The organism is Halobacillus alkaliphilus (assembly GCF_900113125.1).
GTDB lineage: Bacteria > Bacillota > Bacilli > Bacillales > Halobacillaceae > Halobacillus > Halobacillus alkaliphilus.
On record NZ_FOOG01000006.1, the window covers coordinates 77669 to 100373 of the forward strand.

General features: G+C 41.4%; 20 protein-coding genes. All 20 read left to right on the forward strand.

Features of this window, described 5'->3' with window-relative positions; genetic code table 11:
- The first annotated feature begins 11 nt into the window (after positions 1-11).
- The 20 genes from dxr to asd all read left to right on the forward strand — a co-directional run bounded on the left by dxr (position 12) and on the right by asd (position 22699).
- Positions 12-1157, forward strand: a complete 1146-nt coding sequence (gene dxr, locus BMZ06_RS05610; RefSeq protein WP_089750952.1) for a 1-deoxy-D-xylulose-5-phosphate reductoisomerase — start codon at positions 12-14, stop codon at positions 1155-1157.
- Between the two features lie 16 nt (positions 1158-1173).
- Positions 1174-2430: an RIP metalloprotease RseP gene (rseP, locus tag BMZ06_RS05615; RefSeq protein WP_089750954.1), complete on the forward strand. Its 1257-nt coding sequence runs from the start codon at positions 1174-1176 to the stop codon at positions 2428-2430.
- Between the two features lie 114 nt (positions 2431-2544).
- Positions 2545-4248: a proline--tRNA ligase gene (locus tag BMZ06_RS05620; protein WP_089750955.1), complete on the forward strand. Its 1704-nt coding sequence runs from the start codon at positions 2545-2547 to the stop codon at positions 4246-4248.
- Positions 4249-4347: 99 nt separating this feature from the next.
- Positions 4348-8640, forward strand: coding sequence for a PolC-type DNA polymerase III (locus tag BMZ06_RS05625; protein ID WP_089750957.1), 4293 nt, complete (start codon positions 4348-4350; stop codon positions 8638-8640).
- Positions 8641-8985: 345 nt separating this feature from the next.
- On the forward strand, positions 8986-9462 hold the full coding sequence (rimP, locus tag BMZ06_RS05630; protein WP_089750959.1) for a ribosome maturation factor RimP: 477 nt from the start codon (positions 8986-8988) through the stop codon (positions 9460-9462).
- A gap of 14 nt (positions 9463-9476) precedes the next feature.
- Positions 9477-10583, forward strand: a complete 1107-nt coding sequence (gene nusA / locus BMZ06_RS05635; RefSeq protein ID WP_089750960.1) for a transcription termination factor NusA — start codon at positions 9477-9479, stop codon at positions 10581-10583.
- Between the two features lie 12 nt (positions 10584-10595).
- The gene (gene rnpM, locus BMZ06_RS05640; protein ID WP_089750962.1) at positions 10596-10871 is read left to right on the forward strand and encodes an RNase P modulator RnpM; all 276 of its coding nucleotides are present in this window, start codon (positions 10596-10598) and stop codon (positions 10869-10871) included.
- On the forward strand, positions 10868-11182 hold the full coding sequence (locus BMZ06_RS05645) for a YlxQ family RNA-binding protein (RefSeq protein ID WP_014643316.1): 315 nt from the start codon (positions 10868-10870) through the stop codon (positions 11180-11182). Before rnpM ends, BMZ06_RS05645 begins: the two co-directional genes overlap by 4 nt.
- 8 nt (positions 11183-11190) lie before the next feature.
- The gene (gene infB, locus BMZ06_RS05650; RefSeq protein WP_089750964.1) at positions 11191-13272 is read left to right on the forward strand and encodes a translation initiation factor IF-2; all 2082 of its coding nucleotides are present in this window, start codon (positions 11191-11193) and stop codon (positions 13270-13272) included.
- Positions 13269-13547: a DUF503 domain-containing protein gene (locus BMZ06_RS05655; RefSeq protein WP_014643318.1), complete on the forward strand. Its 279-nt coding sequence runs from the start codon at positions 13269-13271 to the stop codon at positions 13545-13547. Before infB ends, BMZ06_RS05655 begins: the two co-directional genes overlap by 4 nt.
- 27 nt (positions 13548-13574) lie before the next feature.
- On the forward strand, positions 13575-13925 hold the full coding sequence (gene rbfA / locus BMZ06_RS05660) for a 30S ribosome-binding factor RbfA (RefSeq protein ID WP_089750966.1): 351 nt from the start codon (positions 13575-13577) through the stop codon (positions 13923-13925).
- Positions 13926-13994: 69 nt separating this feature from the next.
- The gene (gene truB, locus BMZ06_RS05665; RefSeq protein ID WP_089750968.1) at positions 13995-14891 is read left to right on the forward strand and encodes a tRNA pseudouridine(55) synthase TruB; all 897 of its coding nucleotides are present in this window, start codon (positions 13995-13997) and stop codon (positions 14889-14891) included.
- A gap of 27 nt (positions 14892-14918) precedes the next feature.
- Positions 14919-15839, forward strand: a complete 921-nt coding sequence (locus BMZ06_RS05670) for a riboflavin kinase (RefSeq protein WP_175477807.1) — start codon at positions 14919-14921, stop codon at positions 15837-15839.
- 127 nt (positions 15840-15966) lie between these two features.
- Entirely contained in the window at positions 15967-16236 is a 270-nt protein-coding gene (gene rpsO, locus BMZ06_RS05675) for a 30S ribosomal protein S15 (protein WP_014643322.1), read from the forward strand.
- A gap of 122 nt (positions 16237-16358) precedes the next feature.
- Positions 16359-18482: a polyribonucleotide nucleotidyltransferase gene (pnp, locus tag BMZ06_RS05680; protein ID WP_089750972.1), complete on the forward strand. Its 2124-nt coding sequence runs from the start codon at positions 16359-16361 to the stop codon at positions 18480-18482.
- Between the two features lie 106 nt (positions 18483-18588).
- Entirely contained in the window at positions 18589-19512 is a 924-nt protein-coding gene (locus BMZ06_RS05685; protein ID WP_089750975.1) for a polysaccharide deacetylase family protein, read from the forward strand.
- Between the two features lie 17 nt (positions 19513-19529).
- Entirely contained in the window at positions 19530-19766 is a 237-nt protein-coding gene (locus tag BMZ06_RS05690) for a YlmC/YmxH family sporulation protein (RefSeq protein ID WP_245755959.1), read from the forward strand.
- A gap of 290 nt (positions 19767-20056) precedes the next feature.
- The gene (dpaA, locus tag BMZ06_RS05695) at positions 20057-20959 is read left to right on the forward strand and encodes a dipicolinic acid synthetase subunit A (RefSeq protein ID WP_089750980.1); all 903 of its coding nucleotides are present in this window, start codon (positions 20057-20059) and stop codon (positions 20957-20959) included.
- The gene (locus tag BMZ06_RS05700) at positions 20949-21548 is read left to right on the forward strand and encodes a dipicolinate synthase subunit B (protein WP_089750982.1); all 600 of its coding nucleotides are present in this window, start codon (positions 20949-20951) and stop codon (positions 21546-21548) included. The genes dpaA and BMZ06_RS05700 overlap by 11 nt, the downstream gene beginning before the upstream one ends.
- A gap of 104 nt (positions 21549-21652) precedes the next feature.
- On the forward strand, positions 21653-22699 hold the full coding sequence (asd, locus tag BMZ06_RS05705; RefSeq protein WP_089750984.1) for an aspartate-semialdehyde dehydrogenase: 1047 nt from the start codon (positions 21653-21655) through the stop codon (positions 22697-22699).
- Positions 22700-22705 lie beyond the last annotated feature (6 nt).

Here is a 22705-nt window from a genome sequence, read left to right on the forward strand (position 1 = left end):
GAGAGCGAATGATGAAGCAAATAACTTTGCTTGGCGCCACAGGTTCTATTGGTTTGCAAACCCTGGATGTGCTCCGCCTGCACCCTGAAGAATTCTCCCTCCATTCTATGGCCTTTGGACGGAATATCGAAAAAGCCTTGCCACTTATCAAGGAATTTGAACCTCGCTTAATTGTTGTACAAGATGAAGAGACAAAGAAAAGTTTAGCAGGTCATGTGAGTGGAACTCCTATTCTTACAGGAAGCGGAGGTATGATTGAAGCAAGTGTTGCAGATGAGGTGGATGTAGTAGTAAATGCTGTAATGGGAAGTATAGGTCTCCCGGCAACACTCAAAGCTATCCAGGCTAAGAAGTTAATTGCCATTGCTAACAAAGAAACTCTAGTAACTGCCGGGCATCTTGTTATGGCAGAAGCTCATAAACACAACGTAGAATTATTACCTGTGGATAGTGAACACTCCGCTATATATCAATCCTTAAATGGTGAACGAAAGGAAGACATCCATAAGTTAATTATTACGGCATCGGGTGGGAGTTTCAGGGACAACACAAGAGAAGAACTTACAGGAGTGACGGTTAAAGATGCTTTAAATCACCCAAACTGGAGTATGGGAGCAAAAATTACAATTGACTCTGCTTCTATGATGAATAAAGGGTTAGAAGTCATTGAGGCGCATTGGCTTTTTGATGTACCTTATGACCAAATCCATGTTATTCTTCATAGAGAGAGTGTCATTCACTCTATGGTCGAGTATGTAGACGGAAGTGTCATGGCACAGCTTGGAACACCTGATATGAAGGTGCCGATCCAATATGCTTTAACATATCCTGAAAGACTGAATTTACCTATTACCAAACAGCTTAATTTAGAGGAAATCGCTACTCTGAACTTTGAGAAAATGGATTTTGAGCGCTTTCCATGTCTGAGGATGGCATACGAAGCAGGACGCGCAGGAGGATCAATGACTACTGTGTTGAATGCAGCAAATGAAGAAGCTGTTCAGCTGTTTCTAGAAGGGAAAATTTCATTTCTGGATATAGAAAAAAAGATCGAGCAATCTTTAGAAAAGCACGATCGTATTCATAACCCTGACTTGTCTACCATACTTTCTATTGACGAGGAAACCAGGAAACGGGTCCGTTTCCATTTAAATTAAAAGGAAGGTGCTTCATTTGACTACAGTGATTGCATTTATACTCATGTTTGGACTACTAGTGTTTGTACATGAGTGGGGGCATCTGATTTTTGCCAAACGAGCTGGCATGCTTGCACGTGAATTTGCAATTGGCTTCGGGCCGAAAATATTTGCTTTCACAAAAAATGAAACATTGTACACGATTCGTCTTCTGCCTATTGGCGGGTATGTACGTGTAGCCGGCGAGGATCCTGAACTAGTTGAATTAAAGGCGGGCCATCATGTAGGTCTTGAGTTCAATGATCAAGGAAAAGTCAAGCGGATTATAGTGAATAATAAATCCAAACATCCTCATGCGCGGGTCATTGAGGTAGAAAGAGCAGACCTTGATCATCGTTTAATGATTGAAGGTTACGAAATTGATGAAGATGAGCGGTTAGCATTTGAAGTGGATCCGAAAGCTATGTTCGTCATGGACGAAAAAGAAACCCAAATCGCCCCTTACGATCGTCAATTTGCTTCTAAATCCGTTCCACAAAGAGCGATGCAGCTCTTCGCTGGGCCTCTTATGAACTTTGTACTTGCTATCGTCCTTTTTCTGATTCTTGGATTTATTCAAGGAGTCCCGTCCAATCAGGCGATACTCGGTGAAATTCAAGAAGGTTCTCCCGCAGAATCTTCAGGGCTGCAAAAAGGTGATGAAGTCATTGCGATTGATGGAGAATCCGTGAGCAGCTGGGAAGAATTCACCACTATTGTACGCAGCCACCCGGCTGAGGAAATTATGGTGACTGTAGAACGAGAGGGTCAGACCGAGCAAATAGCTGTTACTCCAGCATCCTTGGAAAATCAGGATATGAAGATTGGTCAGGTGGGAGTAGCACGTACTTTTGAAGATTCTTTCTTTAAAAAGATTACGTTCGGCTTCACTCAAACCTATGAGTGGTCTACTCTAATATTAACAAACCTTGGTAAACTGGTGACCGGCCAATTTTCCCTCGATATGTTATCCGGCCCTGTAGGAATATATGACGCCACAGATCAGGTGGTAAAAACAGGGTTAACAAATTTCATCATGTGGACAGCGATTCTAAGCATTAACCTCGGTATTGTAAATTTACTTCCGCTTCCAGCCCTTGATGGCGGACGCTTACTGTTCGTTGGCTTAGAAGGGGTGCGTGGAAAACCGATCGATCCTCAGAAAGAGGGGATTGTGCACTTTATCGGATTTGCTTTATTAATGTTATTAATGCTGCTTGTTACATGGAACGATATCCAACGATTATTCTTGTAAAATAAAGAGCTGGAAGCCTGTGGAGACGACAGCTCTCTTTGGCTTCCGGCTTGCTTTTTAAGTAAATAAACCTATAAAGTAATATTATTAATTCACAGAACTGAGGTGCATCTAATGAAACAAAGTCAAATGCTGATCCCTACATTGAAAGAAAATCCTGCAGATGCCGAAATTATGAGCCACCAGCTCCTCGTTCGTGCTGGTTACATACGTCAACTTGCTTCAGGAATCTACAGTTTCTTGCCAATTGGACGACGTGTCCTCTCTAAAGTGGAGGCTATTGTAAGAGAAGAGATGGAGAAGATTGGTGCTCATGAAATGCTGATGCCTGCACTGGAACCATCAGAGCTATGGAAAGAAACAGGACGATGGACAACGTTTGGATCTGAATTAATGAGAATAAATGATCGCCATGGTAGAGAGTTTGCGCTGGGAGCAACTCATGAAGAAGTAATTACCAGTATGGTTCGCAATGAAGTGAAAAGCTATAAACAACTTCCATTGAGTGTCTATCAGATTCAAACAAAATTCCGTGATGAAGCTCGTCCACGATTCGGTCTTTTGAGAGGGCGGGAGTTTCTTATGAAGGATGCTTACTCCTTTAATGAATCCTATGAAAGTTTAGATCGAACGTATGAGCAAATGTTTGAAGCCTACTCCAATGTATTCAAGCGTTGCGGTCTTAACTTTAGAGCGGTTATTGCAGATTCAGGCGCTATGGGTGGTAAAGATACGCATGAATTTATGGTGCTCTCTGAAGTAGGAGAAGATGTAATAGCTTATTCAGATACCTCACGTTACGCCGCAAATATTGAAATGGCGCCGGTGAAACGGACTTATACTAAATCTGATGAAACTCCTTTAGAGATGGAAAAAGTCCATACACCTGATCAGAAAACAATGAGGGATGTAGCGGATTTCCTAGGTCATGAACTTCAAAAAGGGTTAAAGTCCATTTTGTTTAAAGTTGATGAGAAGTTTGTTATGACCATTACCCGCGGGGACCATGAAGTAAATGATGTAAAACTTAAAAATTTATATGATGCTGAACTTATAGACCTTGCAAGTGAAGCAGAAGCTAGAGAGGTCATAGGTGCTGGCTTCGGCTCATTAGGACCTGTTGACGTATCTGAGGATGTTGAAGTTGTGGCTGATCTTGCGGTAGAAGCTCTAGTTAACGTTTCCTGCGGGGCCAACGAAGAAGGTTACCATTTTACCAATGTTACTCCTGGCAAAGACTTTCAAGTCAGTCAGTATGCCGACCTTCGTTTTATTGAAGAAGGAGATCCTTCTCCTGATGGTGAAGGTAAGATTCAGTTTGCTCGCGGGATTGAAGTGGGCCATGTATTTAAGCTGGGAGAGTTTTATTCAGAACGAATGAAAGCTACTTTCCTGAATGATCAAGGGAAAGCTACGACCATGATTATGGGCTCGTATGGTATCGGTGTATCCCGTACACTCGCTGCTATTGTAGAGCAATATCATGATGAACGCGGGATCACTTGGCCGGCCAATATTGCACCCTATCAAGTACACTTGTTATCATTAAATCCTAAAAAAGAGGATCAGAAAGAATTAGCTGATGTTCTTTACAACACACTTATTGAAGCAGGAGTTGAAGTTCTGTATGATGATCGTAAAGAGCGAGCGGGCGTCAAGTTTGCGGACAGCGATCTGTTTGGAGTTCCACTGCGTATTACGGTAGGAAAACGTGCTTCTGAAGGTGTTGTAGAAGTAAAAGAACGAATGTCCGGCAATCAATATGATTTGGAACAAGAAGAAGTCTTGAATTACGTAACCAACTGGTATAAATCCTGACTTTATAAACAGTTTTTTTTATATACCCTTGCTTAAAGGTGAAGCAGGGGTATATTCATGTAAAGACCTTGCACAGGGGATAATAGGGGAGGAATCACATTGGGTGTGACCAATCAGGATAAATTGCATTATTTACTGGAACAGATCCAGTTTCCACACGAACTGATTGAACCTCATTTTAGGGATAGTACGATGGAAAAGCTTACCGTTTATCGGGAAACGAAAGAATGGCATTTTCATTTTAAAATGCCACAGCCATTGCCGCCGGCAGTTTATGAATTATTTACGACTAAACTCCAATCCACTTTCAGAGCAATTGCTGAAGTAAAATGGACCATTGAAACAGATAATAAAGAAATGGAAGAAAGCGATACGCTAGAATATTGGAACGGGTTTATCAAAACAATGACCAATTTGTCACCGGGTTATAAGGATCTGTTGTTGGAACAACAGCCCGAGATAACTGGAAATAAAATTATGTTAACCTGCAGGAATTTGGCAGAAAGCCATGCCGTTAAGAAGAAGCTGGAAGAACCATTACAGAGCTTTTGTGTGAAGTCAGGGCTTCCTCCATATATGGTCTCAACACGTGTGAAAGAAGAACAGGAACAAATAAAAAAATTCCAGGAAGAGCGTCAAAAAGAGGATAAGAAAATTGTCCAACAGGCCGTGAAAGATCAAGAAGAGCGTGCCAAAGAAAAAGATGATTCTAAGCCGAAGGGACCTATTGAAATTGGATACAAAATTCAAGAGGATCCTGAACCTATGGAAAATATCCTGGAAGAAGAGCGCCGCAAAATTGTCCAAGGATATGTGTTTGACGCTGAAGTGAAAGAACTGCGATCAGGCAGGTTTTTATTACTTCTTAAAGTCACGGACTACACGGATTCTTTCTCCATAAAGATGTTTTCACGTGGAGACGATCACGCGGAGATGTTTAAGCATGTAAAACAAGGTCTGTGGATCAAGGCACGGGGAAGTATTCAAACGGATAATTTCACAAGCGAACTCACCATGATGGCTAATGACATTAACGAAATTAAACCGATTCTGCGCAAAGACGAAGCTCCTGAGGGAGAAAAACGAATTGAGCTTCATTCTCATACGACCATGAGCCAAATGGATGCTCCGGTATCTCCATCGAGACTGATCGCAAAAGCAGCTGAATGGGGTCACGAAGCAATCGCGATCACAGACCATGCTGTTGTCCAGGCGTACCCGGATGCTCATGCAGCCGGTGAAAAAAATGGGATCAAAGTTATTTATGGTCTTGAAGCTAACTTGGTAGACGATGGTGTTCCGATCGCGTATGAAGAACAGGACCGGGATCTTGAGTCTGATGTGTATGTCGTCTTTGATGTTGAAACAACGGGTCTATCCGCCGTATATGATAAAATCATAGAACTTGCAGCCGTTAAAGTTAAAGGCGGAGAAATTATTGATCGATTCGAATCCTTTGCGAACCCTCACCAGGCTCTTTCTCAAACCACGGTGGATTTAACTGGAATTACAGATGACATGGTCAAAGATGCTCCTGAGATTGAAGAGGTATTAAAAGACTTTCATAAATGGATGGAAAACGATATTCTCGTTGCCCATAATGCAAGCTTTGACATGGGATTCCTAAATGCAGGTTTCACGGCGATTGGATATGAGAAAGCTCAAAATCCGGTTATTGATACGCTAGAATTGGCGAGATTTCTTGTGCCGGAGCTTAAGAACCATCGATTAAATACACTGTGTAAAAAATTCGATATTGAATTAACCCAACACCACAGGGCTATTTATGATGCAGAAGCTACCGGTTATTTATTATGGAAGCTCGTTAAACGTGCGATGGAGCGTGGCATTACTAATCATAAGAACTTAAATGATTATATGGGCGAAGGAAAAGCTTATCAGCGTTCACGTCCTTCTCATTGCACCCTTCTTGCTACTAACAGCACAGGTCTTAAAAACATTTATAAATTAGTTTCAGAGGCGCATGTGGATTACTTTTATCGTGTGCCAAGGATACCGAGATCACGCTTAGCTAAACTGAGAGAGGGCATTCTTGTTGGTTCGGGATGCGATAAGGGTGAAGTGTTCGAAACGATCATGCAAAAGTCAGAAGAAGAAGCAGAAAAGGTTGCTGACTTTTATGACTATATCGAAATTCAGCCCCCTGGTAATTACTATCATTTACTGGAGAAAGATCTGGTTCAGAACGAAGCTCAAATCTATGACATTCTGAAAAGACTGGTGGCAATGGGAGAACGGCTTGGAAAAACAGTAGTGGCCACAGGTAATACCCACTATGTCGAGCCTCATGAAAAGCAATACCGGCAGATTATGATTGCTTCACAAAGCGGAAACCCGCTTAATCGACAGACTCTGCCTGATGTTCACTTCAAAACCACAAATGAGATGGTGGAAGAGCTGTCATTTTTCGGGGATGCAAAAGCCAAAGAGCTTGTCGTAACGAATACCCGGAAAATCATGTCTCAAATTGGGGAAGTCACTCCAGTGAAAGAAGATCTCTTCACCCCTAATATTGAAGGAGCAGATCAGGAAATTCGTGAGATGTCTTATAACAAAGCGAAAAGCCTATATGGCGATCCAATTCCGGAGCTTGTTGAAAAAAGACTGGAAAAAGAGCTGGAGAGTATTATTGGTCATGGTTTTGCTGTCATCTATTTAATATCTCAGAAGCTCGTAACTAAATCTCTGGAAGACGGATATCTCGTTGGTTCACGTGGTTCTGTAGGGTCTTCCTTTGTGGCAACGATGACGGATATTACCGAAGTAAATCCACTACCGCCACATTACGTTTGTCCAGCATGTCAGTTCCATGAATTTTTCACTGATGGATCTGTGGGAAGTGGATTTGATCTCCCGGAGAAAGATTGTCCTCAGTGTGGTACAGCTTTCCGTAAAGATGGACAGGACATCCCTTTTGAAACATTCCTAGGATTTAAAGGGGACAAAGTACCGGATATTGACCTGAACTTCTCAGGTGAATACCAGCCTCAAGCCCATAATTATACGAAATATTTATTTGGTGAAGACAATGTATTTCGTGCAGGAACCATAGGAACAATAGCTGAAAAAACTGCTTATGGTTATGTGAAAGGGTATGCGGGCGATCATCAGCTGCAGTATAAAAATGCAGAAATTGACCGTTTGGTGCAAGGATGTACAGGCGTTAAGCGTACGACAGGCCAACACCCCGGAGGAATTATCGTAGTACCGGATGATATGGAGATTTATGATTTTTCTCCTATTCAGTTTCCTGCCGATGATACAAAGTCAGAATGGCGGACCACACACTTTGATTTCCACTCGATTCACGATAACCTCCTGAAGCTTGATATACTCGGGCACGATGATCCCACGGTCATTCGTATGCTTCAGGATCTAAGTGGGATTGATCAGAAGGAAATCCCTGTGGACGATCCAGAAGTGATGAAAATATTCAGTGGCCCGGAAGCACTTGGGGTTAATGCTGAACAGATTATGTGCAAGACAGGGACGCTTGGTGTACCTGAGTTTGGAACAAGATTTGTGCGGCAGATGCTTGAGGATACGAAGCCTAGTACGTTTGCTGAACTAGTCATTATATCTGGTCTGTCTCATGGTACGGATGTTTGGCTTGGAAATGCGGAACAGCTGATCAATGATGGAATTTGTACGCTTCCTGAAGTTATCGGCTGCCGTGATGACATTATGGTCTATCTCATGCATAAAGGTCTTGAGCCTTCTCTGGCTTTTAAAATTATGGAATTTGTTCGTAAGGGGCGGGGGCTGCAGGATGAATGGATTGAAGAAATGAAGAAACATGGTGTACCAGATTGGTACATTGATTCTTGTAAAAAGATCAAATACATGTTCCCTAAAGCTCACGCTGCTGCTTACGTACTGATGGCTGTACGTATTGCTTACTTTAAAGTTCATTATCCTATCTATTTCTATGCGGCTTATTTTACAGTAAGAGCCAGTGACTTTGAGTTAGAGACGATGGTTAAAGGGTCAGAAGCCATACGCAAGCGTATAGAGGAAATTCAGGCTAAAGGGCTGGATGCAACACCTAAGGAAAAAAACTTAATGACCGTGTTAGAACTTTCCTTGGAAATGTGTGAAAGAGGCTATGGCTTTAAGAATGTGGACCTGTACGAATCAAGTGCAACTGACTTTATTGTGGAAGGCAACCAATTGATTCCACCGTTTAATGCGGTCGATGGATTGGGCACGAATGCGGCTATTAATATTGTTAAAGCGAGAAAAGAAGGAGAGTTCCTATCTAAACAGGATTTAAGAGAAAGAAGCCGGATTTCAAAGACTGTGCTTGAGTATTTGGACAACTTCGGCTGTTTGGAAGGAATGCCTGACGAAAATCAGCTCTCCCTTTTCTAATACAAGTAGTGGAAGTGTAGCTCTTCAAAGTAGTGGTGCCATTCTTCCTCTATTGCATATTTTAAGCATCTATGGTATATTTTTTTATGGTGAGAAGAGCGATATGAACGACCAAAAGAGTGGGGCAACCCACTCTTTCGTCATATTTAACGCTGATGATTGTCAAGAAACCGGAACCATTAGAGACTTCAAGCCCGTGTGACTCGACCGCTATGATTTAATTCATAGCGGTTTCTCGTGGACCTTCTTTAGTCTTCATCGGTTAAGCAGAATTGAAATGAAATCAATGATTGAATGCCATACTAAATTAAAATGTATGAAAGTGTTTTTAAAGGAGGGAAGATCATGAGTCATCATCATGTAACAGCCGTTACAGAAAAGCTCGTGCAGCCAATTTTGGAAGATATGAACCTGGAGTTGGTAGAGGTCGAGTATAAACAAGAAGGGAAGAACTGGTACCTTCGTGTCTTTATCGATAAACCTGAAGGCGTAGATATTGAAGAGTGTGGACAGGTTTCTGAAAAACTGAGTGAAAAACTTGATGAAGAAGACCCTATTGAGTTTCCATACTTTTTAGAAGTAGCCTCACCCGGAGCTGAGAGACCTTTAAAAACTCAAGAAGATTTTAAAAAGTATGTAGGCGAACATGTATATATGAAATTATACGAACCCATTGATCAAGAAAAAGAGTTCGAAGGAACGCTCGTTTCTTTTGAGAATGAAACAGCAATAGTGGAAATTCGAATAAAAACAAAAAAGAAACAGCTGGAAGTACCATTCAGCAAAATTGCTAAAGCGAATCTGGCTGTCACGTTTAACTAAGGGGGAGAAAACTGTTGAGTAGTGAACTATTTGATGCCATGAATTATTTAGAAAAGGAAAAGGGCATCGACAAAGGTTTGTTGTTGGAAGCACTTGAAGCTGCGTTAATTTCTGCCTATAAGAAGAACTTTAATTCAGCCACCAATGTTCGGGTAGATATTAATGAAGATGAAGGCAGCATGAAAGTATTTGCCAGAAAAACAATTGTGGATGAAGTAATGGATCCCCAGCAGGAAATTTCTTTAGAAAGCGCGAAAGAAATTGATCCTAACTATGAAGAAGAAGACGTCATTGAAGTTGAAGTTACACCTATGGATTTCGGACGTATTGCAGCTCAGGCAGCGAAACAAGTAGTGACTCAGCGTGTACGCGAAGCTGAGCGCGGTATTATATATGGTGAATATGTTGATCGTGAGGAAGATGTCATGACTGGCATTATTCAGCGGAAAGACCCACGTTTCGTGTACGTAAACCTTGGAAAAATTGAAGCAAGACTGCCTGAAGGTGAACAAATGCCAACAGAAACTTATGAAGTTCATGATCGTTTAAAAGTGTTTGTTACGAAGGTGGAAAATAGTAACAAGGGACCTCACATTTATGTCTCCCGCACACATCCAGGACTTTTGAAGCGATTATTTGAAATGGAAGTTCCGGAGATTTATGACGGCACCGTAGAAGTACGATCTGTGGCACGTGAAGCTGGGGACCGCTCAAAAATCTCTGTGTATGCTGAAGACCAGGAAATTGATCCTGTCGGCTCTTGTGTTGGCCAGCGTGGACAGCGTGTACAGGCTATCGTTAATGAATTAAAGGGTGAGAAAATTGACATTGTTCAGTGGTCGGAAGATCCGGTTGAATATGTTTCTAACGCCCTGAGTCCTTCCAAAGTTGTAGAAGTTCTTGTTGACGAAGAAGAAAAAGCTACAACGGTTATCGTTCCTGATTATCAACTATCACTTGCAATAGGTAAACGTGGGCAGAATGCACGCCTTGCAGCGAAGTTAACTGGCTGGAAGATTGACATTAAGAGTGAAAGTGAAGCACGGGATCAGGGTCTGCTTGATGAAAGTGACCATACTGATGTTGACGAAGAAATAGAAGATGAATTGTTTGATGAGTAAGGAGGGGTACTTATGGCCCGTTCTAAAAAACAACCACTCAGAAAGTGTATAGTTACTCAGGAAATGTACCCAAAGAAACAGTTAATCAGGGTCGTCCGAAATAAAGAAGGAGAAGTCTTTGTGGATGAATCCGGTAAAAGAAACGGACGAGGAGCATACCTCTCAAGAGACCTTGATGTTATAGAAAAAGCAGAAAAAAACCAGGTGTTAAATCGCCATTTGAATACATCCGTAGACGCAGCCGTTTATGAAGAACTAAAAACTGCAATTAAGGCAGACGAAAAATGAACAAACGTTATTTAAATTTATTAGGTTTAGCTTTCGGAGCCGGAAAGTGTACACTTGGAGAAGAAGCGATTGTTCGGGATATCCAGAAAAACAGAGCAAAAATCGTTCTTATCGCTTCTGACACAGGAAAACAAACAAAAAAAAAGCTGACAGATAAATGCAGCTTTTATGATATACCTTGCTATATGGTGGATGATCGGGAAACACTATCACAAGCCATCGGAAAGGCAGGGAGAGTCGCGATCGCAGTTCTTGACCAAGGATTTGCGAAAAAGTTGCAATCGCTACTCGATGAATCTATTCGGGGGTGAAGATATATATGACTAAAATGCGCGTATATGAATATGCCAAGAAAAATGAATTAGCTAGCAAACAAGTAATTGAGCAGTTGAAAAAGATGAATGTTGAAGTTTCCAACCACATGTCAACTGTAGAGGATGATGTGGCGAAACAATTGGATCAGGCTTTTGGCAAGAATCAGCCAAATACTGAAGCCAAAAAGACGGATGGCCAGAAGAATAATAAACCATCTAACAAGCAGCAAAAACCAAATCAGAAAAACCAGAAAAACAATAAGAATAAAAACCAGAAAAATCAAAAGTCTTCCAACCAGCAGCAGACTCCACAGAAAAAGCAGAAAAAACAAACTCCAGAAAAAGTTACATTTTCTGGAAGTTTAACGGTAGGAGAGCTGGCTGAAAAGCTAAACAAAGATTCTTCTGAAATCATCAAAAAATTAATGTTTCTTGGTGTAATGGCTACAAAAAATCAGGAGCTTGAGCCTGATTCCATTGAATTGATCTGTGATGAATTTAATGTGGAAGTAGAAGAAGAAGTGATCGTTGACGAAACGGATATTGAAAACATGACATTTGATGACAATCCTGAAGACTTGAAAGAACGCCCAGCTGTCGTAACCATCATGGGTCACGTAGACCATGGTAAAACTACGTTGCTCGATCAAATTCGTCATACGAAAGTAACTGAAGGAGAAGCTGGCGGAATTACACAGCATATCGGTGCTTATCAAATCGAACACGATGAGAAACAAATTACCTTCCTTGATACACCAGGTCACGCTGCCTTTACCAGCATGCGTTCCCGTGGTGCTCAGGTTACGGATATTGCCATCTTAGTAGTAGCAGCGGATGACGGCGTTATGCCACAGACGAAGGAAGCCATCAGCCATGCAAAAGCGGCTGGAGTTCCTATTATCGTTGCAGTTAACAAGATGGATAAAGAAGGGGCAAATCCTGATCGCGTCATGCAGGAATTAATGGAGTATGAATTAATTGCTGAAGACTACGGTGGAGAAACCATTTTTGTGAAAATGTCTGCCGTTCAAGGAGAAGGAATCGACGAATTAGTTGAAATGATTGTCCTCGTTTCTGAAATGGAAGAGTTGAAAGCCAATCCTGACCGTCTTGCGTATGGTACGGTTATTGAAGCAGAGCTAGACAAAGGTCGTGGCCCTGTTGCAACCCTTCTCGTACAAAATGGAACGCTTAATGTAAGTGATTCCGTAGTAGTTGGAAATACTTACGGACGTGTACGTGCCATGGTTAATGATATTGGACGCCGTGTGAAAGTAGCAGGCCCGTCAACTCCTGTAGAAATAACTGGCTTAAATAATGTACCTCAAGCAGGCGACCGCTTCCTCGTATTTGAAGATGAGAAGAAAGCACGCTCTATCGGCGAAGCACGCGCTCAGAAGGCTCTTGAACAAAATCGGAGCTCTACAGCTAAAGTCAGCCTGGACGATTTGTTTGAACAAATCAAACAAGGGGATATTAAAGATATCAACTTGATAGTTAAAGGTGATGTTCAAGGTTCTGTAGAAGCTCTTGCAGGTTCTCTTGAGAAAATTGATGTTGAAGGCGTTAAAGTTAAAATCATCCATACTGGGGTGGGCGCTATAACAGAATCGGACGTTGCCCTGGCTGCTGCTTCGAATGCGATTATTATCGGATTCAATGTTCGTCCAGATGGAAATGCCCGAAAAGCTGCTGAATCTGAAGATGTACAGATTCGTCTTCATAACATTATCTATAAAGTTATGGAAGAGATTGAAGCAGCCATGAAAGGAATGCTTGATCCTGAATATGAAGAGAAGATCATAGGTCAAGTTGAAGTCCGTGAAATCTTCAAAGTTTCCAAGGTCGGCACAATAGCCGGTTCTTATGTAACCGATGGAAAGATATCCCGTAACTCCGGAGTACGTATTATCCGCGATGGAGTCGTTATATTTGACGGGGAAATCGATGCTCTTAAACGTTACAAAGATGATACGAAGGAAGTCCAGCAAGGATACGAGTGTGGAATTACGATTAAGAACTTTAACGATATTAAAGTCGGAGATATTATTGAGCCATATGAAATGCAGGAAATCGAACGCACGTGATTTTGAGTGCTGAGATCGAGTGCATCATTTATGATGCTCAGTCGCTGAAGGAAAAAAGGTCGGTCCTCAAGCGTGTGAAAACAAGGATTCAAAACGAATTCAATGTAGCTGTAAGTGAACTTGATTATCAGGATCTCTGGCAGCGCACATGTATCGGTTTAGTTACGATAGCCAGTGATAAGGTTATAGCCGAACAAACCATTCAAAGGACCCTCTCCTTCATTGATTCTTTTCCAGAACTGGAAAGAACGGAAACCGTTCTGGAATGGCTATAACGTTCGTTCAGAAGAGGTGAAGAAGTTATGAATGATTTACGTGCTAATCGTGTCGGAGAACAAATGAAAAAAGAATTAAGCGATATTATCGGTAAAAAAATCAAGGACCCGCGTGTGGGCTTTGTTACAGTGACAGAAGTAAAAGTCACTGGCGATTTGCAGCAAGCTAAAGTTTACATTTCTGTATTAGGAGATGAAAAACAAAAACATGATACCCTCGTTGGGTTAGCCAAAGCTAAAGGGTTCATACGCTCTGAGATCGGTCAGCGTATTCGTCTTCGTAAGACTCCAGAAATTATGTTTGAGTTTGATGAGGCGATTGAACGAGGGAACCGTATTGAAACGATTCTTCGCGATTTGAATGACACAGATAGCTGAAATTATGACGAATCCGTGCTCTTGCAGCACGGATTCTATGTGTATAAAAACTTACTTTGAGGTGGTTTCATGGATGGGATTCTTCCATTATGGAAGCCTAAAGGATTTACTTCCCATGATTGTGTAAGTAAAGCTAGAGGGATGTTAAAAACTAAAAAAATTGGTCATACGGGAACGCTTGATCCAGAAGTAGAAGGAGTATTACCTTTATGTGTAGGAAAAGCTACGAAAATCGTTCCTTTTTTGACAGATACGAGCAAGGTATATGAAGCTTCAGTGAGGATTGGGTACTCCACAGCAACAGAAGATTCTGAAGGGGAGATAATCGAGAGAAAAGTAGTAAGCCCTTCACTTAATTTAGAAAAAATTAAAAAAGAATTAGCTTCTTTCGAGGGGGATATTATTCAGATTCCTCCTATGTATTCAGCTGTTAAAGTAAAAGGGAAGAAGTTGTATGAGTATGCTAGAGAAGGCCTTGAAGTCGAAAGACCGAAACGTCAGGTCAGGATTGAACAAATAGACGTCACGAGTCGTGATTTAGTGTTTGAAGAAGAAACTGCTTCTTTTTCTATTCGGGTTGTATGTTCAAAAGGAACCTATATCCGAACGCTTTGTGCGGATTTGGGACGAGCACTTGGGTATCCTTCTCATATGTCTTCCCTTGTCCGTACGAAAACAGCTGATATTTCCGAGGAAGAGTGTTATCGATTTGAAGAAATTCAACGTAAAGTGGATGAACATAAGCATCACGAGCTGCTATTACCGATTAAAAGAGGGCTTTCTCATATGCCAGCTTGGAAGGTAACGGAAGATATGAAGCCGCTGATTCAACATGGAAGGGTATTAGACAAACCTGAACATCTTGATGCGGATAACTTTTTAGTCCTGTGTGGAGAAGAAGCGTTAGCCATATATCAGCAGCACCCAACCAAGGCTGGATATGTAAAGCCCTTACGAGTCTTTTAATAATAAGTAATAAAGCAGGTGAGTGAATTGAAAACGTTTCGTCTGTCGCAATCGTCCTCGGACTCAATAGAATTGGAGCCAAACGTGACAGCGGTTGGTTTCTTTGACGGGATCCATAAGGGGCATCAGCAAGTAATTAGAACGGCTATAAACAAAGCGCAGGAATTAAGCTTAAAAAGTGCAGTAATGACCTTTGATCCTCATCCTTCAGTAGTTTTAAAGAAAGAAAAACAGCATGCCCACTACATTACTCCCCTTAAAGAAAAAGAGGAGATTCTTGAAGATATGGGAGTAGATTATTTATTCATCATTCATTTTGATAAAGATCTTGCTGCATTATCTCCTCAATCATTTGTAGATGAATATTTTGCTAGTTTAAAAGTGGAGCACGTCGTAGCAGGATATGATTTCAGTTATGGTCATAAAGGAAAGGGATCAATGGAAACACTTCCTGAACATGCTAAGGGACGGTTCACTCATACAGTAGTTAGAAAAGTTGCCCAGGATGAGGATAAAGTAAGTTCTACAAGAATACGTGCCTTACTTGATGAAGGGAATGTCTCTGAAGTTCAGAAGCTTTTGGGGCGTAAGTTCTCAGTTAGAGGAGAAAGAAGTAGAAAGACATCGGAAACGTGCTTTTCCATTGATATCAGCTCTTCATATTACCTTCCTCGCCCTGGTATTTATGCTGTAACGATCTCGGATGATCACAGGGACTACAAAGGGATGGCGATCATTGAGGACGATGAGCTTCCAAGAAGTGAATCAATGAATCAGAAAATTTATCTTCATTTCCTTGAAAATCCAGTCTCTAATGTCCATGCAGAGTTTATCGTTTATTTTCATCAACTGATTAGAGAAGAAAATCTCTCTGATCAATTGAGTGAACAAAGCAGGCAAAGGGAAAAAGCCAAAGAGGATATCCGTCAGTTTTTTCGCATAGGTTAAAGGTTATCCTTGCATTTTGCCTTCAAAAATTGTACTCTTTACTATGGAACCTTCGCTTGGCGGAACGTAACTCCGACGTCCGCTCGGGGAATGGGAATTTTAAATTTTTTCAGGAGGTGTAGCTATAATGGCTATCACACAAGAACGTAAACAAGAACTAATCAATGAGTACAAGACTCATGACAATGACACAGGATCTTCTGATGTACAGATTGCTGTACTTACAGCTAAGATTAATGCATTGAATGAGCATTTGCGTACTCACAAGCAGGACCACCACTCTCGTCGTGGCTTGCTTAAAATGGTAGGTAGACGCCGTAACCTATTGAACTACCTGCGTAATAATGACATTACACGTTACCGTGATTTAATTAAAAGTCTTGGCTTGCGTCGTTAATGATGGTAGAAAAAGCGGGAGTATTCCCGCTTTTTCTGTATGTTTACATACATAAGGGTGTAAACTGAGTGTAAACCCTTACTTGTACTAATGAGTTATTTTTGAGAGGAGTTAAGTTTTATATGGCAGATGAAAAGCAAGTGTTTTCAATTGATGTGGCCGGCCGTACTTTTTCTGTAGAAGTAGGCGAATTAGCGAAGCAAGCTAATGGTGCCGCACTTATCCATTATGGAGATACAACCGTTCTTTCTACAGCAACGGGGTCCAAAGAACCGAAGGACCTTCCATTTTTCCCGTTAACAATTAATTATGAAGAGCGTTTATACGCGGTTGGTAAAATCCCAGGAGGTTTTATTAAGCGAGAAGGACGTCCGAGTGACAAAGCTGTCTTGGCTTCCCGTTTGATCGACCGTCCAATTCGTCCTCTATTTCCTGAAGGTTTCCGTAATGATGTTCAAGTCATCAGCTCGGTGATGAGTGTGGATCAGAATTGCTCGTCAGAAATGGCAGCGATGCTTGGTTCGTCTATTTCCCTTGGCATATCTAACATTCCTTTTGAAGGACCTATCGCCGGGGTTATTGTGGGACGAGTAGACGGCGAATTTGTTATTAACCCTACTGTGGAAGAACAAGAGAAAAGTGATATTGATTTAACAGTAGCCGGAACGAAAGATGCGATCAACATGGTAGAAGCAGGGGCTCAGGAAGTTCCAGAAGCAGACATGTTAGAAGCAATTATGTTTGGGCATGAAGAGATTAAACGATTGGTTGAGTTTCAGGAAGAAATTATTGCAGCTGTCGGCCGTGAAAAAATGGAAGTCCAGTTGTTCGATCTTGAATCGGAACTGAAACAAAAAGTTGAAGAAGAAGCAACAGCTTCCATCGTTTCTGCCATTAAAACAGAAGAGAAAAAAGCCAGAGAAGATGCGATTGAACAGGCCAAAAGTGACGTAATTGCTTCATATGAAGAACAAGAAGCCGATGAGGAAACGATCAAACAGGTTGGGGCGATTCTTGAGAATATCGTAAAAACCGAAGTGCGCCGTTTAATCACGAAGGATAAAGTTCGACCAGATGGAAGAGGCGTTGATGAAATTCGCTCCTTGACTTCCCGTGTAGGTTTACTCCCTCGGACGCATGGCTCAGGGTTGTTTACGAGAGGACAAACCCAGGCTCTTAGTGTATGTACCTTAGGTGCCTTAGGTGATGTTCAAATTTTAGATGGACTGGATTTAGAAGAATCCAAGCGTTTCATGCACCATTATAACTTTCCAAAATTCTCAGTGGGCGAAACTGGTCCTATCCGTGGACCTGGCCGCCGTGAAATTGGACATGGTGCTTTAGGTGAGCGTGCTCTTGAAGTAGTAATTCCATCAGAAACTGAATTTCCTTACACAATTCGTCTCGTATCAGAAGTTCTGGAATCTAATGGTTCTACATCACAAGCAAGTATTTGTGCTAGTACACTGGCCATGATGGATGCAGGTGTTCCTATTAAAGCACCGGTAGCTGGAATTGCCATGGGTCTTGTTAAATCAGGCGATGATTATACGATATTGACGGATATCCAGGGAATGGAAGATGCACTTGGAGATATGGACTTTAAAGTAGCTGGTACTGAAAAAGGTGTAACGGCTCTTCAAATGGATATTAAAATCGAAGGATTATCCCGTGAAATTCTTGAAGAAGCACTAGGTCAAGCTAAAAAAGGCCGTATGGAAATTCTGGGTCATATGCTTGAAACACTGCCAGAAACCCGAAGCGGTCTTTCTCAGTATGCTCCGAAGATTATGACAATGAAAATCAATCCTGATAAAATCCGTGATGTTATTGGACCAAGCGGAAAACAAATTAATCAGATTATCGAAGACACTGGTGTGAAAATCGATATCGAACAGGATGGAACCGTCTTTATATCTTCTACGGACGCTGATATGAATGCTAATGCACAGAAAATAATTGAAGACATCGTTCGCGAAGTAGAAGCAGGCGAAGTTTACGATGGTAAAGTCAAGCGCATTGAGAAATTCGGAGCCTTTGTAGAGTTATTCAAAGGGAAAGAAGGTCTCGTGCACATTTCTGAAATGGCGGAAGAGCGTATCGGTAAAGTTGAGGATGTTGTCTCTATGGGTGACATTATTAAAGTCAAAGTCAAAGAAATTGATAATCAGGGACGAATCAATCTTTCCCGTAAAGCAATTCTTGTAGAAGAGAAGAAAAAACAGGAAGCTAACACTGAGCAGTAGCTCCAATTTAAATGAAATAAAGATGCTGGCTTGCCAGTTTCTTTTTTTCGTTGTAAAGGTCTAACTAGTTTTTTACTTTCATACACTTTTTTTAGGAGTGGATGTTATGAAAGTAAGAAAAGTTGGACTTTTTTTTATGGTTATTTTTTTCATTGCAGGAGTTGGACTGGCTTATCTGACAGCTGGCAGGACTGAAGCTCCGGTTTCAGGAAGTGATGCTCTTTACCAAAAGATTGAAGAGAAAAAAAGTAATTATGAATGGAAAGCTGAAGATGCACGAATTGACTCTGTATGGAAGAAAACCCCTGGTATTATTGGTCGTTCTGTGGATGTGGAAGCTTCATATTTAAAGATGAAGGAAAAAGGGAGGTTTGATCCAAAACTTCTCGTGTTTAAGCTGATTAAACCTAAGGTTTCATTGAGTGATCTTCCTCCTTCTCCTATCTACAGGGGGCATCCGGAGAAGCCAATGGTTTCATTTCTCATCAATGTATCCTGGGGCGAAGAATATATTCCTGATATGATTGAAACTTTCAATAAGCATCAGGTGAAGGCTACGTTCTTCATTGACGGAGCATTTGCCCAAACATTTAATGAACTGGTTCAAATGATTGAAGAAGAAGGGCACACAATTGGCACTCATGGGTATAACCATAAAGATATGGGGCGGATGACGAAAGAGGAGGCAAGAAAAAATCTGGAACAAGCTGATGAATGGTTATTTGCACTGACCAAGACGAAAGTTAAATACTTTGCACCCCCGTCAGGCAGTTATAACATGGCGGCGGTTGAAGCAGCTCACGAGATGGGAATGGAAACTGTGCTGTGGACTGTGGATACCATTGACTGGAAAAGACCGACTCAAGACGTTCTGGTGAACCGAGTGATGGGACGCCTTCATAATGGAGCTACTATTTTAATGCATCCTACAGAAGTTACTGCCGCCAGTCTGCCTGATCTTATTGAATCGATTAAGAAAGAAAATTACCGGATCGGTTCTCTTCCGACACTGCTCAGTGAAGAACGTTAAGGAAAGGGTGGATCATGATGAGGTTAAAATCACTAGCTAAAAAAGAAGTAATTGATGTAGAAAACGGCCAAAAACTGGGTGTACTCGGAAGAGCGGACCTTATATTTGATCCGGGCACAGGTAAAATACAGTCTATTGTTATTCAAAACAATGGAATCACAGGCATCGGTCCTGCTAGAAAAGAATTAATCATTGATTGGGAACAGATCGAGACGATTGGCGAAGATACGATTTTATTGAAAAATAGCGTTTAAATGGGGATTCTAAAGCATGCTTCTGAGCTGGCAGGAATCCGTTTCGTATTGCTATGGGCTTTTAGCCACCTTCTAGTGGCGAGAGTTGTAGAAATCCAGACAATTACATTAAACTCAAGGCAAATCACCCCTTAAAGTGAATGCAAAAAACCATCTTAACGATTGCATAAGATGGTTTTTTTAGTGATTATTATCTCTTAGAAAGACCCCCATTGATTTGCTTTCACTAACTGCATGATACGGCATAGGATACAAGGAGATGAGATCATAGAAAAAAGGAGACATCCGGCATGCTGACAGGATTTCATGTAGCGGTTATAGGGGGCGATGCCCGACAGATCGAAATCATTCGAAGACTGAATGGTTGGGATGCAACTGTTTATATAGCCGGCTTCAATCAGTTGAATGAAAGTTTTACTGAAGCAATCGACCTTGACTTTGAAAGTGATCAGGTAAAAAAATTGGATGCGATCATCCTCCCCATTCCTGGAATGGATGAAGAAGGGAATGTGGACGGGATTTTTTCAAACCGTCTGATATCAATATCGGAAGATTGGCTGAAGAAGACCCCTGAACATTGCTTGATTTTTACAGGGATTTCAAATAACTATTTAAATGAATTAACCAAACGTGTGAATCGATCACTTATTCCATTGATGGATCGTGACGATGTCGCTATATTTAACTCCATCCCCACTGTGGAAGGTACACTCATGCTGGTGATTCAGCATACGGATTTCACTATTCATGGATCGAAAGTTATCGTTCTTGGATTAGGACGCGTAGGCATGGGGCTTGCCAGAACATTTGATCACCTTGGGGCTAAGGTGTCCGTAGGTGTGAGATCTTCTAAAAGTGCGGCAAGGGTTTATGAGATGGGCTTAACTCCGATTGACATGACAAACATTCAAGACTTCGACCTTGAATGTGATATTCTGCTAAATACTATTCCTCACCTTGTTGTGGACGCTTCTTTGATAAAGCAGCTTCCTTCCCATGCTTTAATTCTTGATCTTGCTTCCAAACCAGGGGGAACCGACTTCTCCTATGCAGATAAAAGAGGAATCAAGGCTATTCTTGCCCCCGGTCTCCCTGGTATTGTAGCCCCCAAAACGGCGGGGCAGATCATCGCTGATGTCGTCTATCGCTTATTAAGTAAGAACATTAGAAAGGAGATCGATCATGACTCATAGTTTAAATGGCAAAACAATAGGGTTCGGTCTGACTGGTTCTCATTGTACGTATCACGAAGTATTTCCGGTCATGCGTGAGCTTGTAAGTTTAGGAGCGATCGTAGTTCCAATTTTATCGTATACCGTTCAAAAAACGGATACTCGTTTTGGAGATGCTGCCGATCACTTGAAGACGATTGAAGAGATTACCGGGGAGAAACCGATCATGACCATACCAGACGCTGAACCACTCGGGCCTAAACGCCCGCTTGACTGTATGGTAATCGCTCCTATGACAGGTAATTCTACCAGTAAATTTGCTAATGCACTAACGGATTCTCCTGTATTAATGGCTGCAAAAGCTACTCTTAGAAATGAAAATCCTGTAGTCGTAGCCATTTCAACAAACGATGCGCTAGGACTAAATGGTGTAAATGTGATGCGTTTGATGGCCACGAAAAATATTTATTTTGTTCCGCTAGGCCAGGACCATCCATATAAGAAACCAAATTCTTTAGTAGCAGACATGACACTTATTCCGAAGACGATTGAGAAAGCGATTGAAGGAAAACAGCTTCAGCCAGTTTTAATTGAACGTTATAAAGAGTAATTTTCCTGTTTCGCGCCAACTGACTGTGGTAATATGATAAAATAGCAAAAATAGTGACAAATTCAACTATTCTAATAATAAATAAAGAAAAGGGGTTACTAATTATGAGCAAATCCAACACATATAACGTTGCTGTAGTAGGTGCTACGGGAGCTGTCGGTCAAAAGATGCTTGAAACACTTGAAGATCGAAACTTTCCAATTAACCAATTAAAACTTCTATCCTCCAGCCGCTCTGCCGGTCTGAAAACCACATTTAAAGGAAAAGAGTACGTGGTTGAAGAAGCAACTCCTGAAAGTTTTACAGATATAGACATTGCACTGTTTTCCGCTGGTGGATCTGTTTCAAAAAAGCTAGCCCCGGAAGCCGTAAAAAAAGGTGCTGTAGTCATCGATAATACTAGCGCATACCGCATGGCTGAAGACGTGCCTCTTGTCGTTCCCGAAGTGAATGAATCAGACATTAAAAACCATAAAGGCATCATAGCCAATCCTAACTGTTCCACAATTCAAATGGTCGCTGCTTTGGAACCTATCAGGAAATCATTGGGGATTAATCGGGTGATCGTTTCCACCTACCAGGCCGTTTCAGGTGCTGGAAATGAAGCTAATGATGAACTGAGAGAACAATCTCAGGCGTTCCTAAACGGGGAAGAGCTTGAAGCTAATATTTTACCTGCTAAAGGAGATGAAAAGCATTACCCGATTGCCTTTAATGCCCTGCCGCAAATTGATGTTTTTCAAGATAATGGATATACATTTGAAGAAATGAAAATGATTAATGAAACCAAGAAAATCATGCATATGCCAAAGTTATCTGTTGCAGCCACGTGTGTTCGTTTACCGATTTTCACATCTCATGCGGAGAGTGTATATATTGAGGTAGAACAAGACGATGTATCCGTGGAACAAATCCAGAGTCTATTAGCGGAAGCGCCAGGTATTGTTCTGCAGGATGACCCTGCTACACAAACCTATCCAACTCCATTAAGTTCTGCTGAAAAAAAGGATGTATTTGTTGGACGCATTCGCAAAGATTTGGATGAAGACCGCGGGTTCCATCTATGGGTAGTCTCCGATAACCTCTTAAAAGGGGCCGCATGGAATTCAGTTCAAATTGCAGAGCGAATAGTTGCTAATCAATGGCTGTAAACTTTT

Bases quoted from the DNA above. Each gene is read 5' to 3' on its own strand.
- dxr (WP_089750952.1), top strand. From the start codon at position 12: ATGAAGCAAATAACTTTGCTTGGCGCCACAGGTTCTATTGGTTTGCAA.
- BMZ06_RS05620 (WP_089750955.1), top strand. From the start codon at position 2,545: ATGAAACAAAGTCAAATGCTGATCCCTACATTGAAAGAAAATCCTGCA.
- rimP (WP_089750959.1), top strand. From the start codon at position 8,986: ATGAGTCATCATCATGTAACAGCCGTTACAGAAAAGCTCGTGCAGCCA.
- rnpM (WP_089750962.1), top strand. From the start codon at position 10,596: ATGGCCCGTTCTAAAAAACAACCACTCAGAAAGTGTATAGTTACTCAG.
- BMZ06_RS05645 (WP_014643316.1), top strand. From the start codon at position 10,868: ATGAACAAACGTTATTTAAATTTATTAGGTTTAGCTTTCGGAGCCGGA.
- infB (WP_089750964.1), top strand. From the start codon at position 11,191: ATGACTAAAATGCGCGTATATGAATATGCCAAGAAAAATGAATTAGCT.
- rbfA (WP_089750966.1), top strand. From the start codon at position 13,575: ATGAATGATTTACGTGCTAATCGTGTCGGAGAACAAATGAAAAAAGAA.
- truB (WP_089750968.1), top strand. From the start codon at position 13,995: ATGGATGGGATTCTTCCATTATGGAAGCCTAAAGGATTTACTTCCCAT.
- rpsO (WP_014643322.1), top strand. From the start codon at position 15,967: ATGGCTATCACACAAGAACGTAAACAAGAACTAATCAATGAGTACAAG.
- pnp (WP_089750972.1), top strand. From the start codon at position 16,359: ATGGCAGATGAAAAGCAAGTGTTTTCAATTGATGTGGCCGGCCGTACT.
- BMZ06_RS05685 (WP_089750975.1), top strand. From the start codon at position 18,589: ATGAAAGTAAGAAAAGTTGGACTTTTTTTTATGGTTATTTTTTTCATT.
- BMZ06_RS05690 (WP_245755959.1), top strand. From the start codon at position 19,530: ATGAGGTTAAAATCACTAGCTAAAAAAGAAGTAATTGATGTAGAAAAC.
- dpaA (WP_089750980.1), top strand. From the start codon at position 20,057: ATGCTGACAGGATTTCATGTAGCGGTTATAGGGGGCGATGCCCGACAG.
- BMZ06_RS05700 (WP_089750982.1), top strand. From the start codon at position 20,949: ATGACTCATAGTTTAAATGGCAAAACAATAGGGTTCGGTCTGACTGGT.
- asd (WP_089750984.1), top strand. From the start codon at position 21,653: ATGAGCAAATCCAACACATATAACGTTGCTGTAGTAGGTGCTACGGGA.